Here is a 16809-nt window from a genome sequence, read left to right on the forward strand (position 1 = left end):
CATGCCGGCACCTGACGACCGGCCGGCCGGCGTCCTCGGCACGATCGGCGGCACCCCGCTGGTCGAACTCGCCAAGCTCGCCCCGGGCCGACACTTCACCACCTACGCCAAGCTGGAGGCGTTCAACCCCGGCGGCAGCATGAAGGACCGCTCGGCGCTGGAGATGCTCCGCGAACGGATCCGCACCGGCGCGCTGGTGCCCGGCCGCTCCGTGGTCGTCGAATCCAGCTCCGGCAACCTCGGGATCGGACTCGCCCAGGTCTGCTCCTACTACGGGCTCCGGTTCATCTGCGTGGTGGACCCGCGCACCAACCGCCAGAACATCGCCATCATGCGGGCGCTCGGCGCCGAGGTGGAGGTGGTCCAGGAGACCGACCCGGTGACCGGCGAGTACCTGCCGGTCCGGATCCGCCGGATCAGCGAGCTGACCGCCCGCATCCCCGGCGCCTACTGGCCCAACCAGTACGCCAACCCGCTGAACCCCCAGGCGCACCGGCGGACGATGCGCGAGATCCTGGACGCCGTCCCCGGCGGGATCGACTACCTGTTCTGCGCGACGAGTTCCTGCGGGACCCTGCGCGGCTGCGCGGAGCAGGTCCGCGAACTGCGCCTGCCGGTGACCGTGGTCGCGGTGGACGCCAGGGGCAGCGCCATCTTCGGCGGCGTCCCGACCTCCCGGCTGATCCCCGGCCACGGCGCGGCCGTCCGGCCCGCGCTCTACCGCGACGGCCTCGCCGACGAGGTCGTCCACGTGACCGACCTCGAATGCGTGGTCGGCTGCCGCCGGCTCGCCGGCCGCGAGGCCATCCTGGCCGGCGGCTCGTCCGGCGCGCTGGTGGCGGCGATCGACCTGATGGCCGACCGCATCCCCGCCGGCTCGCGCTGCGCGGTCGTCCTGCCCGACCGCGGCGAGCGGTACCTCGACACGATCTACAACGACGAATGGGTCGCCCGCCACTTCGGCGACGTGTCCCACCTGTGGAAGGAGAAGGAGTACGCGATGAAGGTGGCACCATGCTGATCCTCGGAGCAGGGGAGGTCCGGCAGGTCCTCGACGGTGCCGAGAGCGAGGTCGTCGCGGCCGTCCGCCGCGCCTACGTCCTGCACGACCGGGGCCGCACAGCCCTGCCGCACTCGGTGTTCCTCCGCTTTCCCGACGACCCGCGCAACCGGATCATCGGACTGCCCGCCTACCTCGGCGAGGACGTCCCGGTGGCGGGCATCAAGTGGATCTCCTCCTTCCCCGGCAACACCGCCGCCGGTCGGGAGCGCGCCTCCGCCGCGGTGATCCTCAACTCCATGGCCACCGGGCACCCGGAGGCCCTGCTGGAGGGCTCGCTGATCTCGGCCCGGCGGACGGCGGCCAGCGCCGCCCTCGCCGCGTCCGTCCTCACCTCGGAGACCCCCGAGACCGGAGCCACCCTGATCGGCTGCGGCGTGATCGGCTTCGAGATCCTGAACTACCTCCGGGCCGTCCTGCCGGACCTCGGCACCGTCACCGTGTTCGACCTCGACCGGTCCCGCGCGGAGGCCTTCGCCGCCCGCTGCGAGGCCCGCTGGCCCGGGCTCAAGACGGCCGTCGCCGAGACGGCCGAGGACGCGATGGCCGCCCACCGGCTGGTCTGCCTGGCCACCACCGCCGGGACCCCGCACCTGACCACCGAGGCCTGCCGGCCGGGCACCCTGGTGCTGCACGTGTCCCTGCGCGACCTGACCGCCGAGAGCATCCTGGGCGCGGTCAACGTGGTCGACGACGCCGACCACGTCTGCCGGGAGCGGACGTCCCTGCACCTGGCCGAGGAGCTGGTCGGCAACCGGGACTTCATCTCCACCTCGCTCGGCGCCGTGCTCCGCGCCGACGAGCCGTACCGGCGCACCGAGGACGGCGTCACCGTCTTCTCGCCGTTCGGGCTCGGCGCGCTCGACCTCGCCCTGGCGGGCCTGGTCCACCGGCAGGCACGCGAGCGCGGGCTGGGCACCCGGGTGGCGGGATTCCTGCCGGAGGGCGCCGGAGCCGCCGCCGGGTGACGCCACCGGCGCCGCCGGGGCCCCGGGACCGCCGCTCGGCCGGCGGCGGCCCGGGGCCCGGGGCCCGGGCGGGGCCCGGGCGCGGGCGGGCCCCGGCGGTGGGGCGCGCCGCGGGACACCCGGGGGTGCGCCCCACCGGCCGGAAACCGGGTCGTCGCAGGTCAGAGCCGTGGGCCGGTACGATGATCCCTCACCTATCGGGGGGTCAGATGAGCCAGCCGGACGTTCCGGCCCTGGGACCGCTGCTGCGCGCGCACCGCCACGCCGCCGGGCTGACCCTGGAGGAACTGGCGGAGGGTTCGGGCGTCAGCGCCCGCGCCATCGGCGACATGGAGCGCGGCCACAGCCGCGGCCCCCAGGCCCGCACCGTCCAGGCCCTCGCCACCGCCCTGGGGCTCGCCCCGGCCGCCACCGGGACGCTGCTGGGCGCGGCCCGCGCCGGCCGGCGACGGCACCCGGCCGCCGAGGCCACCGGGCTCTGCGACCTGCCGCCCGCGGTACCCGACTTCACCGGCCGCGAGACCGAGACCGACTGGCTCGCCCGGACCGCCGGCGCCCCGGCCGGTCCACCGGTCTCGATCGTCTCCGGCGCGCCCGGACTGGGCAAGACCGCGCTCGTCGTGCACGCCGGGGCGCGGCTGGCCGACCGGTTCGCCGACGGCTGCTTCTTCGTCGACCTGCGCGGCCTGGACGCCGAGCCGGTCACCCCGCACGACGCCCTGGGCCGCCTGCTGCGGGCGCTGGGCGTCCGCGAACGCGACCTGCCCGGCGAGACCGACGAGCGCCGAGGGCTCTACCGCCGGCTGATGCGGGAGCGGGAGGCCCTCGTCGTCCTGGACAACGCCGCCCACGAGGCCCAGGTCCGCGCGCTGCTGCCCGGCCCCGGCGCGGGCCGGCTCTGGGTGACCAGCCGCCGCACGCTCGCCGGGATCGAACACGCCCGCCGGCTCGTCCTGGCGCCGCTGCCCGCCGGCGCCGCCACCGCGCTGCTCGGCGCGATCCTCGCCCAGCGCGAGGACGAGCCGGCGGGCGGGTCCGCCCCGGCGGCGCTGGCGCGGATCGCGGAGCTGTGCGGACACCTCCCGCTGGCGCTGCGCATCGCCGGGAACCGGCTGCTCAGCCGACCCGCCTGGAGCGCCGACGGCCTCGCCGAACGGCTCGGGGACGAGGACCTCCGGCTGCGCCGCCTGACCGCCGGGGACCTGCGCATCCGCTCGGCGTTCCGGCTCTCCTACGAACAGCTGGCCGAGCCGGTGCGACGCCTCTTCCGCCGGCTCGCGCTCGTCCCGGGGCCGGACTTCGACACCGGCGCCGGCGCCGCCCTCACCGGTCTGCGGCCGGACGCGGTCGAGGAGATGCTCGACGAACTCCTCGACCTCGGCCTGCTCGGGCACACCGCCGGCGACCGGCTGCTCTTCCACGACCTGCTGCGGCTGTACGCGCGCGAGCGGCTCCACGAGGAGGAGACCCCGCAGGACGTCGCCGCCGCCGAGGCGGCGCTGTACCGCTGGCTGCTCGACGCGGCCGCGGAGGCCGGGCAGTGGTTCCAGCCCGGACCGCCGCCGGCCGGCCGCGCGGCGGCACCCGTCGGCTTCGGCTCGGCGCGGGCCGCGCAGGCCTGGCTGGAGGCCGAGAGCGCCAACTGGCTGGCCGCACTGCGCGCCGCGGCCGCGGCCGGCCGGCACACCGACGTCGTCCGGACCGCGGAGTCCATGCACTGGTTCTCCGACCGCTGGACCAACTGGGGCCACTGGCCCACCGTCTTCGGACTGTCCCGCACGGCGGCGCACGCCCTGGGTGACGACGTCCTCGCGGCCACCCACGCCAACTACCTGGCCTGGGCGGTGCACTACTGCTCGCACCAGCCCCGCGAATCGGCCGCCATCGCGGAACAGGCGGCCGAACTCGCCCGCCGCGGCGGGGACGTCACCCAGGAGGCGTGGGCGCACTTCTACGCGGCGGCGGCCGCCAACCGGCTGGGCGAGCCCGCCGACGCCGTCCCCCGGGCCCGGCGGTCGGCCGAACTCTTCGCGGCGGCGGGCGACCGCGAGGGCCGCCCCCAGGCCCTGCTGGCCCTGGCCTCGGCCCAGGCCGGCACCGGCGGCCACGCGGACGCGGTGGCCACCACCGACACCATCCTCGCCCTGCTCGCCGACCCGGCCACCGCACCCGCCGCGCACATCGGCGACTTCACCCGGACCAACGCCCTGTCCCAGCAGGGCGGCGCCCTGCTCGCCCTCGGCCGCGCCCAGGAGGCCGAGCGCACCTACGCCGAAGCCCGCACCGTGGGCGCCCGCGTCGCCGTCCCCCTCCTCCAGGCCATCGCCGCCCTCGGCCAGGCCCAGGCCCTGGCCACCCTCGGCCACCACGACCGCGCCCTCACCGCCGCCCGCGAAGCCAGAACCTTCGCCGAATCCGCCGCCGACCCCACCCGCCTCACCGAAGCCACCCAACTGGAAGCCACCCTGACGGCCACGAAGGGCTGACCCGGGCGCGGCGCCGACGGAGCCGGACTCGTTCCTGCCCGAGCGTCTCGGGACGACCCTCAGGTGTCCGGCTACCGGCTCGGGGCCTGGTGCGCGGTCCGCAGTGGTCGATCGGAGCGCCACCCGGCGAACGAGCCGTCGCGGGAACGTACGCCCTCAAGGTCGCCTTCGAACAGCACTGCGGCCTCCGCCCTGCGTGCCGGAGGATCGGCCAGATAGCTGTTGCCGTGATCCCAGGTCCGAAGCTCACCCGGGAGCGCTTCGTACCAGGCCAGGCCACGGACATTGCAGTTCCTGCACAGGAGCCCCCGCACACACCGCCCGCACGACGACTGTCCGGGGCAGCATCGGTGGTCGTGATCGATGTGCCACCAGGACGGGCCCTCCATCGACGAGTCGCCCCCCAAGCGGTGGCACAGCGGGCAGGTATCGTCCTGTGCTCTCAGGATCGCGTTCACCCGGGCGAGCGTCAGCTTGTGCCGACGCGCCTGCCGGATCGCGTTGCGGCACCTCTGACATGTCTTCCCGCGGGGGCCCGCATCGATCCGCCACAGCGTGTCCGCGCACACTTCGCAGGGGTCGCCCAGGGTTTCGACCCATGCGTAGAACTCCTCGTCGGTTTCCCAGTCCACCGGAGCAGGTTAGAGAGCATCACTGACAGTCCCGGGACCGTGACAGCCGCCGTCCTGACCACGCTGGACTGCGACTGCTCCGCACCCGACCTCCGCGCCTGTGCGCCTGTGCGCCGGCCGCTCTCGGCGACGCCGCGGTCAGGTGTCGGCCAGGCCCTGTTGGATGGCCGGCACCGCGAGGCGGACGCGGTTCGGGCTGCCGGTCTTGGTCATCAGGTTCGCCACGTGGGTCTTCACCGTCGTGACGCCGATGTGCGTCCGGTCGGCGATGTCGTTGTTGGAGAGTCCTGCGGCGACCAGACGGAGGACTTCCTGTTCCCGGTCGGTGAAGTGGGCTGCCTCGTGCCGTCGTTCGCCCTGGTTTTGCCCGGCCGACGAGGCCCTGGCCACCACCCGGCGCAGCACGCTGGGGCTGTACGGGCTGTCGCCGGCGGCCGCGCGGCGAACGGCGTACAGGGCCGTGACCGGTGAGGCGTCGGCCGGGCGTCCGCGCCCGGCCGACGCCGGGGAGCCGCTCACTCCGCCACCCCTCCCGGGCTCAGCACGGGAGGGCCGGGTGGGTGGCGGGGTCGTGGGCGGTGGACTGCCAGGCACGGGGGGTGAGGCCGTAGGTGGTGCGGAAGACGCGGCTGAAGTGGCTGGTGCTGACGAAGCCCCAGCGGCCGGCGACGGCGGCCACGGTGGCGGGGCGGCCCGACGGGCGGGCCAGGTCGCGGCGGCACATCTCCAGGCGGCGCCGCTGGATCCAGCGGCCCACGGTCACGCCCTCGTACTGGAAGAGCTTGTGCAGGTAGCGCACCGAGAAGTGGTGGGCGGCCGCGATCCCCTCCGGGGAGAGCCCGGGGTCGGGGAGCCGGCGCAGGATGTACTCCTTCGTCCGGGCGATCGTGGCCAGGACCTCCTCGGGCACCGGTCCGGCCGCCCGCCGGCGGTGCTCGTGGGCGAGGACGGTGAGCAGGTCCACTGCCGTGCCGGCGAGCCGGGCGGCCACCTGCGGCTCCGGTGCGACCCCGGGGCGGGCCAGCCGGTCCAGGTAGGCGGCCACCAGCGCGGCCGTCCCGGTGTCCGAGCGGAAGGCCGTGCCGGACAGCTCCCGCAGGTCCTCCTCGGCCACTCCGGCCGCTGCCCGGGGCCAGTGGAAGGCCGTGCCGGAGAAGGCCTCCGACACCTCCAGGACGACCGGGCGGCCGGTCCGGGCGACGGCGAACTCGCCCGGCCGCAGGGGCACCCCGTGACCGTCCAGGAGCAGCGCGGCCGTGCCGTGCCGCGGCAGCACCAGGGTGATGTGGTCGCCGCGGCCGCACAGCACCACGCTGCGGCCCTGCGCGGCCGGCCACGGACCGGCGACGATCGAGGAGACCCGCAGCGGGCCGAGCCGGTGGCCGGCGATGCTCGCGGCGAAGGGGACGCGGCCGGACGGGACGGGGACGGACGGGACGGGGACGGGGACGAGGACGGGCATCGGTACTCCTGCGACGGCCGCCGGGGTGGTCCCGGGCGGCCGGGTGCTGGCACGGGGTGAGGGGAGGGCGCGGGCGACGCGGCCCGCCCTCCCATCCCAGCCGGTCGGACGGCGGGTGACCAGGAAGAACAGCAGGAGGAACTGCGCGGTCGCCGGTGCCGCACGAGCCCCCGTTCTGCCCCGAACCGGCCCGGCTACCAGCGGCGGCCGGCCTACCAGGAGTGGCGGTGCAGGGCGAGGTGGAGGGTGTCCACGGCCTGGATGAGGGCGGAGCGGGCCGAGTCGGTGCGGCAGTGCGAGTCGAGCAGGACGAAGCCGTGCACCACGCCCTGGTAGCGGGTGGCCACCACCGGCACCCCGGCCCGGCGCAGCCGGGCCGCGTAGGCCTCGCCCTCGTCCCGCAGCACGTCGGCCTCGGCGGTGATCACCAGCGCCGGTGGGAGCCCGGCGAGTTCCTCCAGTCCGGCGCGCAGCGGGGCCGCCAGGGACTGCCCCCGGCCGGCCGGGTCGGGCAGGTAGGCGTCCCAGAACCGGCGCATGTCCGCCCGGTGGAGGAAGTACCCGTCGGCGAAGGCACGGTAGGAGGGGGTGTCGAAGTCCGCGTCGGTCACCGGGCAGATCAGCACCTGGTGGAGCAGCTCGGGGCCGCCGCGCCGGCGCAGGAGCAGGGTGAGCGCCGCGACCAGGTTGGCGCCCGCGGAGTCGCCGGCGGCGGCGATCCGGCTCCCGTCCAGCCCGATCTCGTGGCCGTGCGCGGCGATCCAGCGGGCGACGGCGTAGCACTGCTCGACGGCGACCGGGAACCGCTCGGCGGGCGGGCGCCCGTAGTCGACGAGGACCACGGCGGCGTCCGCGCCCACGGCGAACTCCCGCAGCAGGTGGCGGTAGCTGTCGGCGTCGCCCAGCGCCCAGCCGAGGCCGTGCAGGAAGAGGACCACCGGGGTCGGCCGGGCGGCGTCGACCGGGCGGATCACCTGGATCCGGACGTGACCGGCCGGTGTCGGCAGCGCAAGCCGGGTGGCGACGGTGTCCCGGTGTCCGTCCGACGGGTGGGGCCCGGCCAGGAAGGCGAGGTCGAGGGGCTCCGGCGCGCTCCCGCCGGGCGGCGCCGCCGTCCGAACGCGGCGGGCGTGGGCGCGGGCGGCCAGGAAGTCCTGGAGGCCGTCGTCCAGGATCGGGCCCGGGGCCTCGGGGGTGGTGCTCTCGGACACTGGTGTGCTGCTCCTGGCGTAGCGGCCGGGTCGGACCGGCTCCCGCGGGTGGGCGTCGCCCCGCCCGGGTGGTCGTGGGCTCGCCCGGCGCCGCGGCGGGCGGCGTGCCGGCGCCGCGGGTCCGGGCACGGCGGCGAGCCGGGGGTACTGCCACCGTGCCCGGAGAGCGTGCCGGCCGGGGCCCTGGGCGCCCGGCCGGCACGTCGTCACCTTAGGGACCGGCCGGGCCCGGAACCGTACCCGGAGCGCACCGGAAGCCGCCCCTCCGTGCACGGCGGTCAGCCAGTCCCGCGCACCGCTCCGCGCACGGCGGTCAGCCGGCCGTGCGCGCCTCCTCCGTACACCGCGCCCGCCACTCGCGCGGGGACGTCCCGTACGCGGCCCGGAAGGCCCGGCTGAAGTGCGCGGGGTTGACGAACCCCCAGCGCTGGGCGACCGCCGAGACGGTCGGCGCGCTGCGGCTGCGCCGGCCGAGCTCCCGGGCGCACTCCTCCAGCCGGCGCCGCTGGATCAGCCGGCCCACCGTCACGCCTTCGTTCTCGAAGAGCCGGTGCAGGTAGCGCACCGAGATGCGGTGGGCGTCGGCGATGCCCTGCGGGGTCAGCCCCGGATCGCCGAGGTGGCGGTCGATGTGGGCGCGGACCAGCCGGACGAGGTGGGCGCCGGCCTCGTCGGGGCCGGCGGCCGGGCGCCCCGCCAGCTCGCCGACCAGGGTGAGGAACAGGTCGGCGACGCTGCCCGCCAGGAGGTCCCCGACGGCGGACGGGTAGCTGGGCGCGGCGTCGGCGAGGGTGTCGAGGAAGGGCAGCAGGACCGCCCCGAGGCTCTCCCGCGAGGTGACGCCCCGCCCGGTCACCCGGCGGATGTCGGCCTCCGGCACACCGAGCAGCCGGTGCGGCAGGTGGAACACGTGGGAGCGGAAGCGCTGCGGGTAGTCGACCGAGTAGGGGCGTGCGGTGTCGTACAGCACGAGGTCGCCGGGCGCGACCTCGGCCCGGCGGCCGTCCTGGGTCAGCACGGCGTGGCCGGACACCTGGACGCCCACCGCCACCTGGGCCTCCGCCCCGGCCGAGCGCGCGATCAGGCCCGGCGTCCGGGACAGCCGGGTGGCGTCCGCCTCCAGCGTGGACACCCGCAGGCTGCCCAGCCGGTGCGACTCCAGCCGGCCGTCGAACGGGCCGTCGGCGAGCGGCACCACCTCCACCGGCGCCAGGGCGTACGAGACCGCCCGGCCCCAGTGCCCCGCCTTCTCCCCGTCCGGCACCGCGGCGGTTGTGACCCGCAGGTTCACCTGGCTGCCCCTCTCTGTCAACGTTCCCGGCCGAAGCCGCGCACGACCAGCCTGCGGCAGGGAGCGGATGAGTGCCTAGGTCATCTGACTGTCGTTCTGGTGAGCCGGGCGCCCGGGCGCGCTGGGGCACGGCTCCCCCGGCCGGCGGCCCTCCCGGCGGGGTCGGCCGTTCGTTCCGTCCGCACCGGCGGGCGGCACCCGGCGGGCCTGGGTCGCCGGGCAGGGTCAAGGCTCACCGGCCGTCAGCCGTGCTCGCGCCCGCCCGGGAACGCCCGCACGCCCCGGACCTGCGCCGATGCGCCGGTCCGGGGCGTGCGGGGGCCGCGGGGGTGGTGGGGTGGCCGCCCGGGGCGGGCCACCCCGCCGGATCAGGCGTCGGATCAGGTGCCGAGGAACTCCAGCAGGTCCTTGGTGAACGCGGCCTCGTAGGCCCCGACCAGGCCGTGCGGGGCGCCCGGGTAGACCTTGAGGACGCCCTGGGAGAGCAGCTCGACGCTCTTCTCGGCGGAGGCGGCGATCGGCACGATCTGGTCGTCGTCGCCGTGGGCGACCAGGACCGGGATGTCGATCTTCTTGAGGTCCTCGGTGAAGTCGGTCTCCGAGAACGCCTCGACGCAGTCGAGGGCGCCCTTGAGGCCGGCCTGCATGCCCTGCAGCCAGAACTCGCGGCGCTTGCCCTCGGAGACCTCGGCGCCCGGCCGGTTGAAGCCGAAGAAGGCCTCGCTGAGGTCGTAGTAGAACTGCGAGCGGTCGGCCGCGACGCCGGCCCGGATGCCGTCGAAGGCCTCGATCGGGGTGCCCTCGGGGTTGTCCTCGGTGCGCAGCATCAGCGGCGGCACGGCGCCGAGCAGGACGGCCTTGCGCACCCGGTCGCTGCCGTGCCGGCCGAGGTAGCGGGCGACCTCGCCGCCGCCGGTGGAGTGGCCGACCAGGACGGCCTCGGTGAGGTCGAGCCGCTCCATCAGCTCGGCCAGGTCGTCCGCGTACCGGTCCATGTGGTTGCCGTCCCAGGTCTGCTCGGACCGGCCGTGCCCGCGCCGGTCGTGGGCGACGACCCGGTAGCCGGCCTCGGCGACGGCGACGGCGAGGCCGTCCCAGGCGTCGGCGTTCAGCGGCCAGCCGTGCGAGAGGACGACGGGGCGACCGGTGCCCCAGTCCTTGTAGAACTTCTGCGAGCCGTCGGAGAGCGTGATGGTGGGCATGAGGAGCCTTTCGGAAGGGGTGTCACGGCCGGCCCGGAGCGCCCGGGCCGGAGCGCCCGGGCCGGGGGGGCGGCCACGGGGCCGGCCCGGCCTCCGCGCGGAACACCGGCAACGCTAGGACGCCCTCGGGCCGAGCGGTGCTCCCTCCCTGCACAGCCCTTGCCCACGCGCGCACCGCCCGTTTCCCGGACCGCCCGGGGCGCTCCGGGCCGGCCCGGGACCGCCCGGCCGGTCTCCGCATACCGGACAGTCAACTACCGCATCGAACACGGCCTTTCACGTCAACGGACCATCCGTCCAGGGCTATTGACTAAGAATCCAACAGTGGCGATTCTCATCGCACCGAGTACGCGGGACATGACAGTCGCCCGGCGCGGAACAATCAAACACCCCGCGCCGGCGGGTCGTTCGTCCCCGTCGTCCCTGCATCGACGACACGAATGGTGGCCGATGAAACCCCCACAGCCCCACCCTCATCCGCACCGCAGGCGCAGAACCGTCACGGCCCTGGCCGCGCTCCTCACCCTCCTCTCCCTGCTGTTCGCGGCCCCCGCGCCGGGAGCCTCGGGCGGGACGGGCTGGTGGAACCCGGTCGCCCGGCCCGCGCCGGACTCGCAGATCGGCGTCACCGGTGAGCCGTTCCGCGGGACCGACGCCCAGGGCAAGGTCCGCGGCTTCGTCGACGCGCACGACCACCTGATGTCCAACGAGGCCTTCGGCGGCCGTCTCCTGTGCGGGAAGACGTTCTCCGAGGCCGGGATCGCGGACGCGCTCAAGGACTGTCCCGAGCACTACCCCGACGGCTCGCTGGCGGTCTTCGACATGATCACCAAGGGTGGCGACGGCAAGCACGACCCGGTCGGCTGGCCCACCTTCAAGGACTGGCCGGCCCACGACTCGCTGACCCACGAGCAGAACTACTACGCCTGGGTCGAGCGGGCCTGGCGCGGCGGCCAGCGGGTGCTGGTCGACGACCTGGTCACCAACGGGGTGATCTGCTCGGTCTACTTCTTCAAGGACCGCGGCTGCGACGAGATGGACTCCATCCGCCTCCAGGCGCAGAAGACGTACGACCTGCAGGCCTACATCGACCGGATGTACGGCGGAACGGGCAAGGGCTGGTTCCGGATCGTCACCGACAGCACGCAGGCCCGCCAGGTCGTCGCGCAGGGCAAGCTCGCCGTCGTGCTCGGCGTGGAGACCTCCGAGCCGTTCGGCTGCAAGCAGATCCTGGACGTCGCCCAGTGCGGCAAGGCCGACATCGACCGCGGCCTGGACGAGCTGTACGGCCTGGGCGTGCGCAGCATGTTCCTGTGCCACAAGTTCGACAACGCGCTGTGCGGGGTCCGCTTCGACGAGGGCGCCCTCGGCACGGCGATCAACGCCGGCCAGTTCCTGTCCACCGGCACCTTCTGGACCACCGAGCAGTGCGCCGGGCCGCAGCACGACAACCCCATCGGCCTCGCCGCGGCACCGGAGGCCGAGAAGCTGCTGCCGCCGGGGGTGACCGTGCCGGCGTACGCGGCGGGCGCCCAGTGCAACTCCCGCGGCCTCACCGACCTCGGTGAGTACGCCGTGCGCGGGATGATGCAGCGCAAGATGATGCTGGAAGTCGACCACATGAGCGTCAAGGCGGCCGACCGCGCCTTCGACATCCTGGAGTCCGCGTCCTACCCGGGCGTGATCTCCTCGCACAGCTGGATGGACCTCGACTGGACCGAGCGCGTCTACAAGCTCGGCGGCTTCGTCGCCCAGTACATGAACGGCGCCGAGGCGTTCAGCGCGGAGGCGAAGCGCACCGACGCGCTGCGCGACAAGTACGGGGTGGGCTACGGCTACGGCACCGACATGAACGGCCTCGGCGGCTGGCCCGCGCCGCCCGGCGCGAACGCCCCGCACCCGGTCCAGTACCCGTTCCGCACCACCGACGGCGGCTCGCTCGTCGACCGGCAGACCACCGGCGAGCGGACCTGGGACTACAACACGGACGGCGCCGCGCACTACGGCCTCGTGCCGGACTGGCTGGAGGAGATCCGGCTGGTCGGCGGGCAGGGCGTGGTGGACGACCTGTTCCGGGGCGCCGAGTCCTACCTGACCACCTGGGGCAGCACCGAACAGCACCGGGCCGGCACCAACCTGGCCGCCGGCGCCCCGGCCACGGCCGCGTCCACCGAATGGAACCCGTTCGTCAGCTACGCGGCCGGCCGGGCCGTGGACGGCGACGGCGGCACCCGCTGGGCCAGCGACTGGAACGACGACCAGTGGCTGCGGCTCGACCTCGGGTCCACCACCCTGGTCGGACGCGTCACGCTGGACTGGGAACGCGCCTACGGGAAGGCGTACCGCATCGAGGTGTCCACCGACGGGGCCGCCTGGACGTCGGTGTGGTCCACCACCACGGGGGCGGGCGGGCTGGAGACCGCGCGGTTCACCGGCGTCCCGGCCCGGTACGTCCGCGTCCACGGGGTCCAGCGCGGCACCAGCTGGGGCTACTCGCTCCACGAGGTCGGGGTCTACAGCACCTGACGGACGGCACGTGCGCGGCTTCGCGGCCCCGGGCGGTCGCCCGGGGCCGCGGGGCGTGCGCGGCGCTCAGTTCCGGCGGGTGTGCGGCATCAGGTAGACGTCCACCGCGACCTGGCGCTCGGGGTGCGCCGAGGGGAACGAGGAGAACTCCAGGTAGTACGGCAGCGGCGGGCGCTCGGTGCGCTGCATCCCCTTGGTGGCGGCGCTGACCGCCAGGTGCATGTAGGTGAACGGGATCAGCTCGGGCGGTCCGACGTGACGCATCGCCAATCCTGTTGAAGCCGGAACGACTTGGACGCCCATCCCGTCCCGGGTCTGCGGGTCGAAGCGGTCCGAGACCGGCACGCAGATGTCGTGCCGGGTCCGGGCGCCGATGAAGAAGTCCGGGTCGTCGTAGGAGACGCCCAACGCCTTGGAGCGGGCCGGGCAGTGGCCGTGGGTGGTGAGCCAGCCGCGCAGCCGCTCCCAGGCGGTGTCGGCGCTGTCGATCGGTCCGAGGTGGGAGTAGAACGCGACCCGGCGCTGCGGGATCGCGGCCGGCCGGATGTCCGAACCGGCCGCACCGGCGGTCGGCCAGGCGGTGTTCTGCGGGTTGGTGCGCAGGTCGGTGGGACATATCCCGTACGCGGACCGGAACGCGCGGGTGAAGGCCGCGTGCGAGTTGTAGCCGGCGCTGACCGCGATGTCGATGATGGTGCGGTCCCCGTAGACCAGCCGGTAGGCCGCCAGGGAGAGCCGGAGCCTGCGGACGTAGCGGTGGATCGGCTCGCCGACCTGGTGCCGGAAGACCCGGCGCAGGTAGTCGGGCGAGGTGTTGGTGGCCATCGCCAGCTCCTCCAGCGAGACGGCGGCCTCACCGTCCCTGACCTGGGCCACGATGTGGGGGATGGCCCGGCGCAGACGCTCGTCGTGGCTGCTCAGCGTGTCGATCTTCATAGCAGACTGAAGCCCTCCGCTTCTCGGGTCCCTCGGGCGGGGTCCGACGGGCGACCGGAGCCGAGCCCGGGCCTGTTGGAGCCGACGCCTGACCGACCGATGGCATGACAATCGATCGCACCTCAATGCCTACCTGCGCGGTCACCCCCCGTGCGCGCCAGGGTCAGACGTCCAGATCCACCTCGCCCCGTGGTGTGTCCGGTGGACGGACGCCGCCCTGACAGCGGCTCCCGGGGACGGGCGAAGACGGGCCCCGACGGGCACCTGGCCCTGACGGGGATTCTCACGATGCTAGGGGGGGCGTCCATGGCTGTCCAGCGGGCCGCAGCCGGTGCACGGAGGTGCGCCACGGCGGCCACGGGAGGTCAGGGGTCCGTACCCGGGTGTGCCGACGCCTCAGGACACCGGCTGGCGCAGGATGGTACGGCGTCGCTCGGGGGCCGTCCTGGTCGGGTCCGAGAGGTAGATCTCGTGGTGCCGGCCGGCCTCGCGCAGCCCCTCGGTGTGCAGGTAGTCGTGCAGCAGCTTCACCGTCCGCGGCTCGGTCTCGTACGGGCCCTGGTGCAGCACCTGGACGCAGCGGCCCTCGGTGAAGGACTCCCGGCGCAGCCGGCCGACCGCCTCGGCCCCGGCCTTCCCCTCCGCCTTCCCTTCCGCCTTGGCCTCCACCTTGGCCTCCGCCTTGGCGAGCGCGGCGGCGAGTTGCGCGTCGGTGTAGGGGACGGGCTGGCGGATCAGCAGGGTCCACCGCCAGCCGGCCCGGGCGCCGGGGCCGTAGGAGTCGGCGGAGACGGCGTCGAAGTGCGGGTCGTCGCTGTGCCAGAGCCCTTCCAGCGGCATCACCGCGTAGTCCGTCCCGGTGTCGGCCCGGACGGCGAACTTCAGGGCGTAGGAGACCGCGTACAGCGCGGCGATGGCGGGCCCGAACTCGGGGCTCTGCTGCGGGTCGCCGGTCCCGTCGAGGGCCAGGAAGGCGAACTCGGGGACGTCGAGCGGTTGCGGGACGGCCTTCGCGCGGTACAGCTCGCCGCCCAGCTTGCGGTGGTCGGTCTTCTCGGCTTTCTTCCCGGGCTGCTCTGCCTTCCCGGCCTGCGCGGTCTTCTTCTCGGCCCTCTGCTCGGTCTTGTTCTCGGCCTTGCCGGTGGTACCCATGGTGCACAACTCCCGTACGACTGCGGATCGGGGCGCCCGGGGCGCCGGTGGAACAGGGCGACCGGTAGCCCCCGCAGGGGCGAACGAGACGGCGCGACGACGGTCACCGCGCGTCCGGTCGCACGGTCCGGGCCGCCGCCCCGCCGCCGGTCCGGGCTCCTGACCCGGGCTTCGCCCAGGAGCGGGCCGGTCCGGGACCGCTTTTCCACCGTTGCGGTCAAGTACTCCCCCGGCAACCGATCCAAAGCTTGACTGAGCCGGTCAACAACGCTCCTACCGCTTCTCACCCGGTCGTTTCGCTGCGAGAACTGACGTGCGCGGTTCCCCCATCCGGATGACGAGAGGGATGCATCGTGACTCCAGCCGCCCAGTGGACCCCCGTGCCGGTGCCGGCCGCAGCGGACCCCCATGAGGTCCCGTCGCACTGGTTCAACCTCGTCCCCAGCCTGCCCGGCCCCGTCCCGCCGCCCCGCGAGCCCGAGGGCGCCGAGCACGACGCCTGGGGCTCCCGGCTCGCCCTGCAGCAGCGGATCCGGCTCGACGCCGTCCGCGCCCAGGACGGTGCCACCGAACCCTTCCTGGCCATCCCGGAGCGGGTGCGCGAGGAGCTGGCGTCGATCGGACGCCCCACCCCGCTGCTGCGGGCCCGGGCCCTGGAGCGCTACCTGGAGACCCCGGCCCGGATCTACCTCAAGCGCGAGGACGTGCTGCCCACCGGCAGCTTCAAGCTCAACTCGGCCATCGCCCAGGCCCACTACGCGGCCGAGCAGGGCGTCGACACGCTGGTCACCGAGACCGGCGCCGGCCAGTGGGGCCACGCGGTGGCCTGGGCCGCCCGCCGCTTCGGCCTCAGGGCCGTCATCTACTGGGCCGGCGTCTCGGCCCGCCAGAAGCCCGGCCGCCGGGCGCTGATCGAGATGCTCGGCGCCGAGGTGCACGCCTCCCCCAGCGAGCGGACGCCGGTCGGCAAGGCGCTGCTGCGCGACGGCCGGCACCTGCTGGGCTCGCTCGGCACCGCGATCGGCGAGGCGATCAGCCACGCCGCGCTGCACCCGGAGACCCGCTACATCTCCGGCAGCAACCTGGCCCACGTACTGATCCACCAGACCGTCATCGGCCAGGAGACCAAGGCCCAGCTGGCCGCCCTCGGCGAGCGGCCGGACGCGCTGGTGGCCTGCGTCGGCGGCGGCAGCAACCTGGGCGGCTTCATGGGCCCCTACCTCGCCGAGAAGGCGGAGCGCGGCGACGACCTGCTGCTGCTCGGCGCGGAGTCCGCGAGCGCCCCCCGGCTGACCCGGGGCACGCTGCGCTACGACCACGCCGACCCGGAGGGCGTCACCCCGCTCGGCAAGTCGTACACCCTCGGCCGGGACTACGAGCTGCCGGAGACCCACGTCGGCGGTCTGCGCCAGCACAGCGGCTCGCCGCTGATCGGCGTGCTGCGCGGCGAGGGGCTGCTGGACGCGGTCGCGTACAAGGAGACGGACGTCTTCGAGACCGGGCGGCTGGTGCTCTCCACCGAGGGGATGCTGATCGCGCCGGAGTCCTGCCACGCCCTGCGCGCGGCCGTGGACCGGGCCGTCCTGGCCCGCGAGACCGGGCGGGCCGAGGTGATCGTCGCCTGCGTCAGCGGCAACGGGCTGCTCGACCTCGACGGCTACCTCGCGCACCGCTGACCACCGGCGCCCCGCGCCCACCACAGGCACCCGTCACCGGGCCCTCCGCCGGGCCCCGCACCACCGCCCGCGCACGCCGGGAGCGTGCCACCGCGTACCCGGGGCCGCGCGCACCACCGGGGGCACCACCCCCGCGCACGACCGAGGTCACGGCACCACCCGCACCGGCACCGCCCGGGCGAGGCGCGCGCACCCCAGGACCACCCG

General features: G+C 74.9%; 13 protein-coding genes. 5 read left to right on the forward strand and 8 right to left on the reverse strand.

What is annotated here, in order from left to right; genetic code table 11:
* Window position 1 precedes the first annotated feature (1 nt).
* The 3 genes from sbnA (at window position 2) to ABT263_RS18315 (ending at window position 4514) form a co-directional block, all read left to right on the forward strand.
* Window positions 2-1021: a 2,3-diaminopropionate biosynthesis protein SbnA gene (gene sbnA / locus ABT263_RS18305; RefSeq protein ID WP_329486327.1), complete on the forward strand. Its 1020-nt coding sequence runs from the start codon at window positions 2-4 to the stop codon at window positions 1019-1021.
* Entirely contained in the window at window positions 1015-2028 is a 1014-nt protein-coding gene (gene sbnB / locus ABT263_RS18310; RefSeq protein ID WP_329486328.1) for a 2,3-diaminopropionate biosynthesis protein SbnB, read from the forward strand. Before sbnA ends, sbnB begins: the two co-directional genes overlap by 7 nt.
* A gap of 209 nt (window positions 2029-2237) precedes the next feature.
* A complete protein-coding gene (locus ABT263_RS18315) occupies window positions 2238-4514 on the forward strand; it encodes an ATP-binding protein (protein WP_352291403.1) in 2277 nt (758 codons plus the stop codon).
* A 71-nt stretch (window positions 4515-4585) separates the two neighbouring features.
* On the opposite strand, the gene ABT263_RS18320 is transcribed toward ABT263_RS18315, so the two are convergent.
* From ABT263_RS18320 to ABT263_RS18345, 6 genes are all read right to left on the reverse strand, one after another.
* Complete coding sequence (locus tag ABT263_RS18320) at window positions 4586-5146, reverse strand: endonuclease domain-containing protein (protein ID WP_352291404.1); 561 nt, start codon at window positions 5144-5146, stop codon at window positions 4586-4588.
* Window positions 5147-5284: 138 nt separating this feature from the next.
* Window positions 5285-5665: a response regulator transcription factor gene (locus tag ABT263_RS18325; protein WP_352291405.1), complete on the reverse strand. Its 381-nt coding sequence runs from the start codon at window positions 5663-5665 to the stop codon at window positions 5285-5287.
* A 19-nt stretch (window positions 5666-5684) separates the two neighbouring features.
* On the reverse strand, window positions 5685-6608 hold the full coding sequence (locus ABT263_RS18330; protein ID WP_352291406.1) for a helix-turn-helix domain-containing protein: 924 nt from the start codon (window positions 6606-6608) through the stop codon (window positions 5685-5687).
* Window positions 6609-6820: 212 nt separating this feature from the next.
* Complete coding sequence (locus tag ABT263_RS18335) at window positions 6821-7819, reverse strand: alpha/beta hydrolase (protein WP_352291407.1); 999 nt, start codon at window positions 7817-7819, stop codon at window positions 6821-6823.
* 313 nt (window positions 7820-8132) lie between these two features.
* Window positions 8133-9110: an AraC-like ligand-binding domain-containing protein gene (locus ABT263_RS18340; RefSeq protein WP_352291408.1), complete on the reverse strand. Its 978-nt coding sequence runs from the start codon at window positions 9108-9110 to the stop codon at window positions 8133-8135.
* Between the two features lie 380 nt (window positions 9111-9490).
* Complete coding sequence (locus ABT263_RS18345; protein WP_352291409.1) at window positions 9491-10312, reverse strand: alpha/beta fold hydrolase; 822 nt, start codon at window positions 10310-10312, stop codon at window positions 9491-9493.
* A 450-nt stretch (window positions 10313-10762) separates the two neighbouring features.
* Here ABT263_RS18345 and ABT263_RS18350 point away from each other — a divergent pair, with 450 nt between their 5' ends.
* Window positions 10763-12838, forward strand: coding sequence for a galactose-binding domain-containing protein (locus ABT263_RS18350; RefSeq protein WP_352291410.1), 2076 nt, complete (start codon window positions 10763-10765; stop codon window positions 12836-12838).
* 66 nt (window positions 12839-12904) lie between these two features.
* Here the strand turns inward: ABT263_RS18350 and ABT263_RS18355 are convergent, their stop codons facing one another.
* Both ABT263_RS18355 and ABT263_RS18360 read right to left on the reverse strand, forming a co-directional pair.
* Window positions 12905-13774 (reverse strand): AraC family transcriptional regulator, encoded by an 870-nt coding sequence (locus ABT263_RS18355; protein WP_329486337.1) that lies wholly within the window; start codon window positions 13772-13774, stop codon window positions 12905-12907.
* A gap of 396 nt (window positions 13775-14170) precedes the next feature.
* Entirely contained in the window at window positions 14171-14926 is a 756-nt protein-coding gene (locus ABT263_RS18360; RefSeq protein WP_352291411.1) for a GyrI-like domain-containing protein, read from the reverse strand.
* Window positions 14927-15279: 353 nt separating this feature from the next.
* Between ABT263_RS18360 and ABT263_RS18365 the strand changes: the two genes are divergently transcribed.
* The gene (locus ABT263_RS18365; protein ID WP_352291412.1) at window positions 15280-16602 is read left to right on the forward strand and encodes a TrpB-like pyridoxal phosphate-dependent enzyme; all 1323 of its coding nucleotides are present in this window, start codon (window positions 15280-15282) and stop codon (window positions 16600-16602) included.
* Window positions 16603-16809 lie beyond the last annotated feature (207 nt).

Origin of the sequence: Kitasatospora sp. NPDC001603, from assembly GCF_040298365.1 — a bacterium.
In the GTDB taxonomy this organism is placed as follows: Bacteria; Actinomycetota; Actinomycetes; order Streptomycetales; family Streptomycetaceae; genus Kitasatospora.